The organism is Pseudomonas sp. PDM24 (assembly GCF_019218905.1).
In the GTDB taxonomy this organism is placed as follows: domain Bacteria; phylum Pseudomonadota; class Gammaproteobacteria; order Pseudomonadales; family Pseudomonadaceae; genus Aquipseudomonas.
The window spans coordinates 1,071,628-1,084,661 of the sequence record NZ_JAHUWR010000001.1; the positions used below are offsets into that span (position 1 = coordinate 1,071,628).

8 protein-coding genes are annotated in these 13,034 nt (G+C 61.1%); all 8 read right to left on the bottom strand.

All coding sequences use genetic code 11. The features are described 5' to 3' along the window. Positions 1-89: 89 nt before the first annotated feature. The 8 genes from KW837_RS04965 to treZ all read right to left on the bottom strand — a co-directional run bounded on the left by KW837_RS04965 (position 90) and on the right by treZ (position 13,026). A complete protein-coding gene (locus KW837_RS04965; protein ID WP_218394729.1) occupies positions 90-1,157 on the bottom strand; it encodes an autotransporter outer membrane beta-barrel domain-containing protein in 1,068 nt (355 codons plus the stop codon). A 427-nt stretch (positions 1,158-1,584) separates the two neighbouring features. After that, positions 1,585-2,385, bottom strand: a complete 801-nt coding sequence (locus KW837_RS04970; protein ID WP_218394730.1) for an endonuclease/exonuclease/phosphatase family protein — start codon at positions 2,383-2,385, stop codon at positions 1,585-1,587. A 203-nt stretch (positions 2,386-2,588) separates the two neighbouring features. Then, on the bottom strand, positions 2,589-3,347 hold the full coding sequence (locus KW837_RS04975; RefSeq protein WP_218394731.1) for a PIG-L deacetylase family protein: 759 nt from the start codon (positions 3,345-3,347) through the stop codon (positions 2,589-2,591). Between the two features lie 361 nt (positions 3,348-3,708). After that, a complete protein-coding gene (gene glgX / locus KW837_RS04980) occupies positions 3,709-5,868 on the bottom strand; it encodes a glycogen debranching protein GlgX (protein ID WP_218394732.1) in 2,160 nt (719 codons plus the stop codon). A 128-nt stretch (positions 5,869-5,996) separates the two neighbouring features. Then, positions 5,997-6,338 carry a DUF2934 domain-containing protein gene (locus KW837_RS04985; RefSeq protein WP_192342899.1) on the bottom strand — a complete coding sequence of 114 codons (342 nt, stop codon included), beginning with the start codon at positions 6,336-6,338 and terminating at the stop codon, positions 5,997-5,999. 21 nt (positions 6,339-6,359) lie between these two features. Then, on the bottom strand, positions 6,360-9,158 hold the full coding sequence (locus KW837_RS04990) for a malto-oligosyltrehalose synthase (protein ID WP_218394733.1): 2,799 nt from the start codon (positions 9,156-9,158) through the stop codon (positions 6,360-6,362). Further along, positions 9,155-11,233 (bottom strand): 4-alpha-glucanotransferase, encoded by a 2,079-nt coding sequence (gene malQ / locus KW837_RS04995; protein ID WP_218394734.1) that lies wholly within the window; start codon positions 11,231-11,233, stop codon positions 9,155-9,157. The genes KW837_RS04990 and malQ overlap by 4 nt, the downstream gene beginning before the upstream one ends. Next, positions 11,230-13,026, bottom strand: a complete 1,797-nt coding sequence (gene treZ / locus KW837_RS05000; RefSeq protein WP_218394735.1) for a malto-oligosyltrehalose trehalohydrolase — start codon at positions 13,024-13,026, stop codon at positions 11,230-11,232. The genes malQ and treZ overlap by 4 nt, the downstream gene beginning before the upstream one ends. Between the last annotated feature and the right edge of the window lie 8 nt (positions 13,027-13,034).

Genomic DNA, 13,034 nt, shown 5'->3' on the forward strand with positions numbered 1-13,034 from the left:
CCTCGCTCCTACAGATCACCTGATACCGTAGGAGCGAGGCTTGCCCGCGAAGGCGTCACACCAGACAACACACATCTTGAAACTTCCACTCACCACCGCATCCGCACCCCCAAACTGCCAATCAACCCGTTCAGATCATTGTCATCCACATCGCTGCTGTAATCGGCGCTGACGTACAGGCTGACCAAAGGCGTCACTCTGGCGACCAGCCCCAAACCCACATCCACCGTCGAGGATTTGCGGCTGCTGCTGATTTTGTCGACCTGATCCAGGCTCACGGTATTACCGGTATATACCGTGTGCCACACGTTGGTCCGCACATAGGGTTCGACGGGCAGGCCGTTGATATCGTAACTGCCTTTCAAACGTGCACCGACCCGACCGCTCCAGGACGACATGTCGCTGGAGGAGCCGTTGCCGGAGCCGGCATAGGGCGTATCCAGCGTAATGCGTTGATTGATCAACTGCGCCTGGGGTTCGATCACCCAGTTATTACCCAGGCCAATCGGGAAACCACCTTCCACCGACAGCGTCACCGCGCTGCCTTCGGCGGCTTGTCGCGCGCCCTGGTCATTGCGGCTGTAGCCGTTGACCCGGCCGCCGCTGGCGCTCAAGTCTACGTGCCAGCCTTGTGGGCCGGTCAGGCTCCAGTAGGCGCCGAGACTCTGGCCTTGAAGGTTGAGCGTGTCATGGCCGGGGTCGGCGAGGGCGCGACTGGTCAGCAGACCGTTGTCATTGCCCTGGAATTGGGTGGTGCCGCCGATCAGTCCGACCCGCTGGGTATGGCCGCTGTTGCTTTGGACGGTCAGCAGCGCCGGGCCTTTGAATTCGCTGGCGCCGGGGATGGAGGAGCCCTGGGCCAGATAGTCGGTTTGGGCCTGCCGTGAGGTCTTTCCATAGACGTGGTCCCAGGCCGAAGGCGCGGCGTCTTCGACCGTAAGGCGTGAGCTTTGCAAGTCTGGATTGAAGCGTGAACGACCGGGATACGTGGCGGAGCCGGTGGGCAAGGTAAGGGTCGGCAGTGCCTGGTTATACCAAAGCGTTGGTTCATCCTCGGCAGACGAGGCGTGCACCTCCATGGATGAGCACAGCAGGAGTGAACTCGTGACGGTGCAAAAAGTGATTTTGATCTCTTGTGGGGTGAATGAAGTTTTCATGGAGGTCTACCTTGCAATGGCATGCGTATCTCGCTTTGGCGTCTCTCCTACCCCGAATGAGGGGCGACCGAATGGATTGGGGCAGGGTCAGACCCCCCTTTTTTTACAGGAGTCTGGTGGCTTGCCCCTGATGGATTTCCGGGGGTAGTAAGCACTAGCTAAGAAGACTGCTGACGCTGCGTCAAGAAAGTGGCCGATAAGCGGTATGGCTATTTTAGGTGTTGTAAGTGACTGATTTTTGGCGCGTATATAAGTTGTTGTTTGTGCGAAAAATCATCCAGAAAGGCGCGGGCCAGACGCGTTTGGTAGGGGGCTATCGGTTGTTCGGCGGCTGATCCAGGGCAGGATAAACAAACGGCGTCGGCGCGCCATTGCTGTCATTTTTTCTGTCAGGGGTGGCATCCTTGGCGACTGTCATTTGACGGTGTTACAGGCGCACTTCCACCGCCAGCGGCAAATGGTCCGACAGATGCGTCCAGGGTTTGTGGCCAAGTATTCGCGGTTCATGACTGCTGGCATTACGCAGGTAGATCCGGTCCAGGCGCAGGAGGGGAAAACGTGCCGGGTAAGTTTTCGCCGGTCGGCCATGATGGCGTTCGAAGGCTTCATGCAGGTAGTCGCGCCGGGCGAGGGCGGCATTGCCTTGCAACTGCCAGTCGTTGAAGTCGCCGGCAATAATCACCGGGGCGTCATCGGGCAACGATTCGAGCAACAGGCAGAGCAACTGCAGCTGCAGTTGTCGATGGCTTTCCAACAGGCTCAGGTGCACGCAAATGGCATGCACTTCGGCATGCCCCGGCACATCCAGTACGCAATGCAACAACCCGCGCCGCTCGGGGCCGGTGATCGAGACGTCGAGGTTGCGAAATTCGCGGATCGGGTATTTCGACAGCAGGGCATTGCCGTGGTGGCCGTCGGGGTAGACCGCGTTGCGACCGTAAGCGAAATCGCTCCACATGCTGTCGGCCAGGAACTCGTATTGCGAGGTCTGTGGCCAATCGTTGTAACGGAAAGAATGCCGGTCGTGCTCACCGACCACTTCCTGCAGAAACACCAGGTCTGCCGACGTGCTGCGTACCGCTTCACGCAACTCCGGGAGGATAAAACGCCGGTTGAGGGCAGTGAAGCCTTTATGGGTGTTGACCGTCAGCACTCTGAGTCGATGAACCGCCGCAGGCGTGTTCGGTGGCATAGATTCGACGGCCTGTCGTTCGGCATCGCTGGTCACGTTCACTCCTCTGAATCAGGCTGATGTATGCATGCGACTGGTGCATGGGCAAGCAGTTCAGTTTGAGCGACGCCAATCCAATGTGGGAGCGGGCTTGCTCGCGAAGGGGCCGGTACATCCGATACATCTTCGGCGGCTGGCAAACCGCTTTCGCGAGCAAGCCCGCTCCCACATTGAATGGTGACTTGATTGAGAGTCGGGTTTCAGACAAACACAATTTCATACGGCAAACGCATGCGCTCCAGAAGCACCTGGGGCACTGACGGGGAGGCGCCGATCATCGGCTCACCGTCGAGTTGGCTGGCGTAGGCGTAGGTGGCATGGCTTTTACGCGCGACGGTCCAGGTGTCGAGGCGTACCTTGCGCGCGCGATGCCAGGGGATCAGCCCATGGTCACGTGTCGGCCAGTGCCAGGCCCAAACCGGTATTTCGTTGAGCGTCGCACCGACCAGCGCTGCGGCCCTGGCGCTGGCGCGGCCGACGGCGTTGTGGTCGAGGTTGCCGTCTTCGCGCCAAGTGGTGAACACCACATCGCCGGGGCGCAGGTAGCGGACGATGAATTGGGTCAGTTCAGACTCCCGTTCGGCCAGCCCGCTGTCGGTGAAGCCGGCGCGAATCCACTTCAGGCTGTGCATCGGCACTCCGAGCCGGCGCAAGGCTTCGACGCTTTCCTGGGGGCGGAATACGCTCAGGCGTTTCTGTGACCACTGTCGCGAACCAAAATGACTGTAGCTACCGTCGGTGATCGAGATCAATTGCAGAGGATGGCCAAGGGCGCACAGCTGTTGCAGGAGGCCGCCGCAGGTCACCACTTCATCGCCAGGATGCGGCGCGATCACCACTGCGCGAGCGCCGGCCGGGACCAGGGTTTCGGTATTGATGACAGGGATGTTGTCCAGTTGCTGGGCGTTGTTCCAGATCTGCACGGGCAGACCACTTTCGCTGATGGAAACCGTTTTCATAGGCGCTACGTCCTTGTTCTGTCTGGCCCTCAGTCGTGCGCAATGCTTGCGAGGGCGCAAGCCTGGCAGACCCGTGAAGGCGGGGTAAATAGCAATTGCAGCGCTCCGAACCCTGGATTGCCGCGGGCAGAGTATTGCTCATGGATCGCTATTCGTCGCCTCAGTCTTTGGTCGGATACGGTTTTTTTAATCCGGGCTGTGTCAGATGTCGCAAATACTCGGAGAAACTGTACCGGCCATCCATTCGGGCGCGGGTATTGCCTGTAGGAGCGAAGCTTGCTCGCGAACACGGTGTGTCAGTCGACATCATTGTTGCTTGATACACCGCCTTCGCGGGCAAGCCTCGCTCCCACAGGGGGGATTACTCTTCTTCTTCGCGCTGCAATTCGAACAGCAGCAGCGAGCGGCCGGTGACTGAATATTCGTGACCGAACTCGAAGCGTTCCTGGCCACGAATCGAGGGTTGATTGGTGTCGATCATGCAGGTCCAGAAACCGCCGTCAGGCACTTCCGGGAGCAGGAAGTTGACGATGTCATGGTGGGCGTTAACCACCAGCAGCAGGGTCGCGTCGCCGCCCTTGCGGCGAATGCCGGTTTCCTGGGCGCGACCATCGAGCAGCATGCCCAGGCAACGACCGTGGCCTTCTTCCCATTGTTCGATGGACATTTCGCTGCCGTCCGGGGCCAGCCAGGTCACGTCCTTGACGCCGATGTCTTCGTTGTAGTTGCCCACCAGGAAGCGCCCGCGACGCAGAATCGGATAGGCCAGGCGCAATTTGATCAGGCGTTTGACGAACTTGAGCAGGGCCTTGCCGTCTTCGCTCAGGTCCCAATTGACCCAACCGATCTCACTGTCCTGACAGTAAGCATTGTTGTTGCCTTCCTGGGTGCGGGCGAATTCGTCGCCAGCCACCAGCATTGGGGTGCCTTGGGACAGCAGCAACGTGGCGAAGAAGTTGCGCATTTGCCGCTGGCGCAGCTCATTGATCTCGGGATCGTCGGTGGGGCCTTCAACACCGTGGTTCCAGGACAGGTTGTTGTTGGTGCCGTCCTGATTGTTCTCGTCGTTGGCTTCGTTGTGTTTGTCGTTGTACGACACCAGGTCGTTGAGGGTGAAACCGTCGTGGGCGGTGACGAAGTTCACCGAGGCATACGGCCGCCGGCCACGCTGATTGAACATCTCGCCGGAGGCGGTCATGCGACTGGCGAAGTCCGCCAGTTGGCCGTCGTCGCCTTTCCAGAACGCGCGCACGGTGTCGCGGAATTTGTCATTCCACTCAACCCAACCCGGCGGAAAGTTCCCGACTTGATAGCCCCCGGGGCCGCAATCCCAGGCTTCTGCAATCATCTTCACCTGGCGCAGCACCGGGTCCTGGCGGCAGGCCACGAGAAAGCTGTGACGCTCGTCGAAACCGTCGTGGTAACGGCCGAGGATGGTCGCCAGGTCGAAACGGAAACCGTCCACATGCATTTCCGTGGCCCAGTAACGCAGGGAGTCGGTGACCATTTGCAGTACGCACGGGTGACTCAGGTCCAGGGTGTTGCCGGTCCCCGAATCGTTGATGTAGTAGCGCTTGTCGTCAGGCATCAAGCGGTAGTAAGAGGCGTTGTCGATGCCGCGCATCGACAGGGTCGGGCCTTGTTCGTTGCCCTCGGCGGTATGGTTGTAGACCACGTCGAGGATCACTTCCAGATTGGCCTCGTGCAGGTGTGCGACCATCTCCTTGAACTCGGCGATCTTGCCGCTGGCCAGGTAGCGCGGGTCCGGGGCAAAGAATGCGATGCTGTTGTAACCCCAGTAGTTGGTCATGCCTTTGTGCAGCAGATGCTGGTCATTGACGAAGGCATGAATCGGCAGCAATTCCACGGTCGACACGCCGAGCTTGCGGATGTGTTCGAGCACGTCATCGACCATCAACCCGGCGAAGGTGCCACGCAGGTTCTCGGGGACGGAGGGGTGACGCATGCTGAAACCGCGTACGTGTGTTTCATAAATGATCGTTTTGTCCCACGGCACGCTGACGCGATGGTCATGACCCCAGGTGTGAGCCGGGTCGATCACTTTGCATTTGGGCACGAAGGGCGCGCTGTCCCGCTCATCGAAACTGAGGTCGGCGTCAGGGTGGCCGATGGTGTAGCCGAACAACGCTTCGGACCATTTCAATCGACCGACCAATTGCTTGGCGTAGGGATCGATCAGCAGCTTGTTGGGGTTGAAACGATGACCATTGGCCGGGTCGTAAGGACCGTACACGCGATAGCCGTAGATCAACCCCGGGTGGGCGTCAGGCAAGTAGCCGTGGTAGATCTCGTCGGTGTATTCCGGTAACTCGATACGCTCCAGTTCCACCTCGCCGGAATCGTCGAAGATGCACAGTTCGACCTTGGTCGCGTTAGCCGAAAACAGCGCGAAATTGACCCCCAGGCCATCCCAGGTCGCGCCTAGCGGGAAGGGCAAGCCTTCACGGATTCGCGAAGCCTCGGCACGAGGTTCGGGCGCGGTTTTCTTTGGACTGCTCATAGTTGCTCCTGCATGGGGTGACGGTACTCGACTGCGATGAACCGTGGCTCTGGTTTTTTTCGAGGGCGAGCGCGCCCTCGGTGGCGAGAGACACGCCACAAGTCAAGCGAGGCAAGGCGATAAACGCGTCAGGTCGTTGGCGGCTTGCGCGCAGCGCGTGGCTTTTTCTCGACGTTTTTTTCGCCAAGCGGGGTCACTGTCGAAGCAGAGGGTTTGGCTTTGGCCTTGGTTTTGGGTTCGACGCCTTTGGCATTGAGCTTGCCGTCGGGCTTGCCCACCGCGGACTTGGCACCGATGCTTTTACTGGCAGCTTTCGATGACTTGCCGGGCGCCAGCGCTTTGGCTTGGGCTTCAGCGTCGGCCAGTTTGCAGGCCATCTCCCAATGGCGTTTTTCCTGGCCCGTGGGTTTTCCTTCGGATTCCCAGATTTGATAGGCAAATTCGCGGATGCGTTTATCGTCGGTACTCATCGCAATGCTCCTGAACTGAACTCAAGCTTGGGTAGTTTGGATAAAGAGATTGACCGGGAAATTCCCCAGCGCGGTGCTGACCAACAGTTCCCTGTGTTTTGTGACTATGACGCTTGCAAAAAGTCCCTTCAGATTTTCTTCAGGGACGGCGAACGGCAACTTGACCCGTGTATCACCCCAGAGCGGCGCATCAATCTGTGGTTCGGCACTGTTTTCCAGCAGTTCGGCACAGCGTATCGGTACTATCACGATAGCCCGTTTTCCCTGCCATTCACGAGCAAACGCCAGTACCCGGTGAGCCTGGCTACCGAGGACTTCCAGGGCTTGATACGTCCCTTTTTGAAACAGTCCGGCATGCTCGGCACGTTGATGTAACGTCCGGGCGATCAGGGTTTGCTTGATGCCCCCGTCACGCCAGTTCGCCAACAGATCGGGCAGGTCCAACCGTAGGTGCATGGCCTGCTGACGACTGGCGTAATCCACCGGCCGACGGTTGTCCGGATCGACCAGCGTGAAGTCCCAGAACTCGTTGCCCTGATAGAGGTCCGGTACCCCCGGCACAGTCATTCGCAGCAAGGTTTGCGCCAAGCCATTCAATGCTCCCGGGGCGGCGATGCTCTGCGCCGCCGCACCGATGGCCGTGCGCAGTGGCTGGCCTTCGGGGCTGAGCAGCAAGCGTTCGAGAAACCCATGGGTCGCCTGTTCATACCCCTCGTTTGGCGCACTCCAGCTGCTTTGCAACTTGGCTTCGCGCAGGGCTTTCTGTTGCCACTGCCAGAGGCGTTTGGCGTAGTCCTCGAGCGCCACTTGATCGTTGCTGTGCAGCTCCAGCGGCCAACTGCCGAGGATCGCTTGATAAAGAATCAGCTCGTCACCCGCCGAAGGCGCGCCGGGTTCAATGCGCAATTTGTCGGCCAGGGTTCGCCAGTGTTCGACCTGGTCGGCATACCAGGCGCTGCGCTCGCTCAACACCGCCAGCCGCGCGCGGGTGTCTTCGCCGCGTTTGTGGTCGTGGGTCGCGGTGGCCAGCAGGTTGTCGGGGAACTCGGCGAGGCGATTGATGCAGGCAGCATGGAAGTCAGCCACCGGAGCGCTGAATTGCTCGGTGTTGTAGCCGACGTCGTTGCGCGACAGCAGCACCGCCGAGCGATAAAGCGCGGTGTCTTCCACTGCCTTGGCCGCCGCCGGTGAGGTCAGTTGCTGGAAGCGCACGCAGGCATGCTTGAGCAGTTTGCGTGGGCGGCCCACCGGGTGTTTGCGCCAGGGTTGACCGCCGAGCCAGCCGGACAGGCAATCGAGCACCGGCCAGTCGGCCTCGCCGAGGGTTTGCCTTGCACCGTCCATGGCCTGCTGGAAAAACACCTCGTCCTGGGCGCAGTTTCGGCCCAGCGGGCTGATGTAAGCGCGATACACCGGGAAGTGCACGATCAGTTCCTGCAAGGCCCGACGGATTGCGCCGAGGGTCAGGTCCCGGGTCATCAGATTGTCCCGGGCCACTTGCAACAGGGCGTGGGCGACACTTTCGAAATCCCCGGCGAGGGAGCCGTTGAGAATCTGCTGGCGCGCCAGTTGCGCTTCCTGACGAAAATCGGCGGGCCGTTCGCTGTGCCGGCTCCAGAGTTCGCCCAAGGTCTGGGCGCCTTCGGGGTCGTGTTGCAGCAACGACAACTGATTCATGAATTCGTAACCGGTGCTGCCATCGACGGACCAGTCGCGGCGCAGGGTTTCGCCTTCGCCGAGGATCTTTTCGACGTAGATCGGCAGGTGCCGATCCGGCGCCAGGCGATCGACTCGGCGCCGCAGTTTGCGGCAGTAACCACGCGGGTCGGCGAGGCCATCGATGTGATCGATGCGCAGCCCGTCGACAAGACCTTCGGCCACCAGCTCGAAGATTTTTGCATGAGTCGCCTCGAACACCGCCGGGCGTTCAACGCGCAGGCCGCCCAGTTCATTGATGTCGAAAAAGCGCCGCCAGTTGATGTCGTCCGCCGCAGTGCGCCAGCTGGCCAGGCGATAACTCTGGCGTTCGAGCAGGTTATGCAGGCGCTGGAAACCCTCGGCGGTGAGCGAGTCGTAGGTGCCGAGCGTGTGCTGGATGGCCTGAAGAATGGCCGGATCGCTGGCCAGTTCAGCCAGTTCCGTTTTCAGTGGGATCGCCAAGCTGTGCGCGTCAGTCTGGTAACTCAAGGTACTGAAGCGGTCTGCCAGGGATTTGAGCTGCTCGACCTGCCCGGCATTCAATTGATCATCGGCCTTGAGCAATTCGCCGTAGTTGGTGGGGCAAATCGGGAAGTGATGTTCGTAGTGCTCGACATAAAAAGCGCCGCGCCGGGCATCGAAACGCAAGGGAAGGGTGCCGTCCTGCAAGGCGATGCCGTAATCGCTGCCCAAAAAAGGCAGCAGCAATTGGCCCTCCATCAACGGGTCGGGCGAATGCCATTGAATGTCGAAGAACTCGCCGTAAGGGCTCAGTCGCCCCCATTCGAGCAAGTCGAGCCACCAAGGGTTGTCGCCACCGCCGACGGCCATGTGATTGGAGACAATGTCGAGGATCAGCCCCATGTGCTGTTCGCGCAATGCAGCGACTAAACGGCGCAACGCAGCTTCGCCACCCAGCTCAGGGTTGACCGTGGTCGGGTCCACCACGTCGTAGCCATGCATGGACCCCGCGCGGGCGGCGAGCAGCGGCGAGGCATAGACGTGGCTGATGCCCAGGCTGGCGAAGTACGGCACTAGCGGCACCGCCTGATCCAGGGTGAAACCTTTATGAAATTGCAGCCGCAGAGTCGCCCGCAGCGGTTGGTTGAACGGTTGATTCATTGGTCACGCTCGGCCGCCTGAAGTCGCGCGCAGGCGAGCAGTTCCAGGCGCCGGGCGGCGTCCGGATCATCGAGCAGGGCTTCGCTGTCGCCGGGCAGCCTGCGGGACCAGTTGGGATGGGTGTCGGTGGTGCCGGGCAGGTTGGCCTGCTGTTCGATACCCAAGGCATCTTCCATTGGCAGCAATACCAGCGGCGCGCGGGTATGGCCGAGGAAGCGGATCGCGGCGTCGAGCACCTGATCGGTTTCGTGGGACTCCTCGCGGAAATTCTGCGGATCCTCGCTCAGCACCCGACGCAAACCTTCGCGCTCGCGCTCACGGTGTTGGCGCCATTCGATTTCACCCGGGGCGTCGACCAGATTCAAGCGCGCGCTCCAGTCGATATCGCGGCCATGCCACCAGCCATTGAGCGTCGGCAGGTCATGGGTGCTGGTGGTTGCCAAGGCGTTGTCCGGCCAGTCGAGAATCGGCTTGAAGTGAGTATTGTCCTGTTCGAACAGCAGCACGCGCATGCCGAGAATCGAGCGCGCGATGAGTTTCTCGCGCAGACCCTCGGGCACGGTGCCGAGGTCTTCGCCGAGGACGATGGCCTGATGTCGATGGGATTCGAGGGTCAGCAAGCGCAGCAGGTCGTCCACCGGGTAATAGAGGTAGGCACCGTCGCTGGGGTGTGCGTCGTTGGGGATCACCCACAGTCGTTGCAGCCCCATGACGTGATCGATACGCAGGCCGCCGGCATGGGCGAAGTTGGCCCTCAGCATTTCGATGAACGCGCGAAAGCCGTTACGCACCAGACCTTCGGGGGAGAACGCGGAAATGCCCCAGCCCTGGCCGGAACGATTGAGGATGTCCGGTGGCGCACCCACGGTCAGCGAGGTGAGCAATTCGTCCTGACGACTCCAGGCCTGGCTGCCGCCGCCGTCGGCGCCAACGGCCAGATCCGCGATCAGGCCAATGCCCATGCCGGCACCGCGGGCGGCGGCTTGGGCGCGTTCCAGGCTGCGCGCAATCAGCCATTGGCAGAACGCGTAGTAGCCGATGCGGGTCGAGTTTTCTTCGGCAAAATGCGCCAGGGCGGTGCTGCGCGGGTCACGCCATTGTTCGGGCCACTCGCGCCAGTCGAGGCTTTCACCGTCCCGCGCACGGACTTCCTGGATGGCTTCGAAGCGGCAATGATTTTCCAGCGCTTCGCCACCGGCATGGCGGAAGCTGCTGAAATCCGGGTGCAAGGGGTGTTCGCCGTGGGTGAAGCCTTCGTACAAGGCTTCAAGCAAGCGGTGCTTGGCTTCGGCGGCGGTGGGCCAGTCGATCAGCGGCAGTGCTTCAAGGTGCTTGAGCTCAGCGGCAAGGCCGGTGGCGTCGATCGCGGCGCGCAGGGCACGCTCACCGAGAATCGCACCGGGCGCCGCGTACAGGCTATTGAGGAACAAACGGCTGGAGGGCGAGTAAGGGCTGTAACGCTGGGTGTCGCCGCTGAACATCGCATGCAGCGGGCTGATCGCCAACGCTTCGGCGCCTCGTTCCCCGGCCACCCGGGCCAGATCTTCGAGGGCCTGGGTATCGCCGAAACCGCCATCGCCGGGACGGCGCAACGAGTACAACTGCACGCTCAGGCCCCAGGCGCGCGGGTTTTTACTATCAACCGCGTCGCCGACGCTGTAGCAGCGCTGGGGTGCCACCGCCAGGGTGAAGGATTGATCATCGATGCTGACGTGCTGATAACCCACCGGCACCAGCCCGGGCAACACAGCGTTGTCATCGAGCTTCAAGTTGATCCGTGAGCCGTCTTCGAGATGGATTTCACATGGGGTTTGCGGTTCGAAGTAATGGGCCAGGTCCAGGCCGACGCCCACATCGCAGGTCAACAGCGGTGGCAGGTGCCGGGTTTGTTGCACTTCCTGCAATTGCAGCAGGCTGGCGTCGATCTCCTGGGCAGTATTGGCGGGATGGCCAAGCCCGCTGAGCACCGAGCGCAACACCGCCGGGGTCACTTTCTGTGGACGGCCATTGGCATCGATCCAGTCGACGGCCAGGCCTGCTCGGCTGGCCAGTATTTCCAGTTGCGCATTGCTCATGGGCGCTCTCCATCCGGGGGTAGCAAAGGGGCTGCGGCCGTGAGGCTGACTAGCGCGCAATACGGGGCAAGTGTGCCCTGATTCAACAGACCGGCCGATTGTGGCGGGTGTTCGAACAGCAACGTCGCGTCGGCCTGTGGGGTGTGGACCACGGGTGCATCGCTGAGGTTCAGGTCAATGCGCAACTGACTGCCATCGCCCAACCGCCAGCGCGCCGTCACCGCGCCCGCGGCCAGTACCTGCGCCCCCAGCGCCTGGGCGCCGGGCAGGTGCGGGATGATGTGTTGATGGCGGATCTTCAACAGTTGGCGATACAGCTCATAAACCGGCGATTGGCGGCTGGCGCTCAGTTTCGGCCGTGAAGCTTCGAAGGTCTGCGTCGCGTTCGGGTCGGGAATCTGCTCGCGTTTGTGCGGATCGGCAAAGGCGCTGAACGCTGCGAACTCATTGCGTCGTCCTTCGCGCACCAACTCCGCCAATTCACCATGGTGGCTGGTGAAGAATAGAAACGGTTGCTCGACGGCGAATTCGTCGCCCATGAACATCAGCGGGATCATCGGCGACAACAGCAGCAACGCGGTGGCGGCGTAAAGGGCATCAGGATGGGCCAACTGATGCAGGCGCTCGCCAAAGGCGCGATTGCCGATCTGGTCGTGGTTCTGCAGGAACAGCACGAAGGCCGTGGGCGGCAAGTGACCGCTCGGCTCACCGCGTGCCGTACCGTGGCGGGTGATGTGGCCCTGAAACACGAAGCCCTGGCTCAGGCAACGGGCGAGCTGTTCGGTGGGCTGCCGGGCATAGTCGGCGTAATAGGCATCGGTTTCACCCGTGAGCAGAACGTGCAGGGCGTTATGGCCGTCGTCGTTCCATTGCGCGTCGAAACCTTGTTCCAGCAGGCTGGCCTGGTTGTGTTCGTTTTCCGCCATGAGCCACACGTGTCGCGCCGGATCGGTTTGCCGCCGCACCCGTTGCACCAGCTCCTGAAGAAAGTCCGGGTCTTCGATGGCATGCACCGCGTCCAGGCGCAGGCCGTCGAAGCGGTACTCCAGCAACCACATCAGCGCGTTGTCGATAAAGAAGTCGCGCACCTCGCGCCGCCGGAAGTCGATCGCCGCACCCCACGGGGTGTGTTTGTCTTCGCGGAAAAAGCCTTTGGCGTAGCGATGAAGGTAATTGCCGTCGGGGCCGAAGTGGTTGTAGACCACGTCGAGAATCACTGCCAGGCCATGGCCGTGGGCCGTGTCGATCAGGTGTTTGAGTTGTTCGGGCGAGCCGTAGGAGGCTTGAGGCGCATAAAGCAAAACCCCGTCATAGCCCCAATTACGTTCGCCGGGGAACTGCGCCAGCGGCATCAGTTCGATGGCGGTAATACCCAGCTCAACCAGGTGCGCCAGGTGTTGCTCAACCTCGCTGAAGCCGCCGAGTGCACCGACGTGCAGTTCGTAGATCACCGCCTCATTCCACGGTCGACCTTGCCAGGCGCTGTGTTGCCACCGATAGGCGAGGGGATCGACCACCACGCTGTGGCTGTCGATATCGCCCGCTTGGGCGCGGGAGGCCGGGTCCGGCACCCTAAGCTCGCCATCGATGTTGTAGCGGTAGCGGGTACCCGCGGGGCAGCGGGTCTTGATCACAAACCAGCCATCGGCCTGAGGCAGCAGTGGCAGGGATTGTCCATCTTCCAGTTCGAGACTGACGAAAAACGCATCTGGCGCCCACAAGGCAAAACGCGTGTGTTCTGCGTCCAGCATGATTGCGCCGTGGGGCCAGGTCTCAAGGGTCCGTAACGGCATCGTTGAAA

Excerpts from the sequence above, each read along its gene's own strand:
- treZ (WP_218394735.1), bottom strand. The coding sequence starts at position 13,026 with ATGCCGTTACGGACCCTTGAGACCTGGCCCCACGGCGCAATCATGCTG.
- glgX (WP_218394732.1), bottom strand. The coding sequence starts at position 5,868 with ATGAGCAGTCCAAAGAAAACCGCGCCCGAACCTCGTGCCGAGGCTTCG.
- KW837_RS04990 (WP_218394733.1), bottom strand. The coding sequence starts at position 9,158 with ATGAATCAACCGTTCAACCAACCGCTGCGGGCGACTCTGCGGCTGCAA.
- malQ (WP_218394734.1), bottom strand. The coding sequence starts at position 11,233 with ATGAGCAATGCGCAACTGGAAATACTGGCCAGCCGAGCAGGCCTGGCC.
- KW837_RS04965 (WP_218394729.1), bottom strand. The coding sequence starts at position 1,157 with ATGAAAACTTCATTCACCCCACAAGAGATCAAAATCACTTTTTGCACC.
- KW837_RS04975 (WP_218394731.1), bottom strand. The coding sequence starts at position 3,347 with ATGAAAACGGTTTCCATCAGCGAAAGTGGTCTGCCCGTGCAGATCTGG.
- KW837_RS04985 (WP_192342899.1), bottom strand. The coding sequence starts at position 6,338 with ATGAGTACCGACGATAAACGCATCCGCGAATTTGCCTATCAAATCTGG.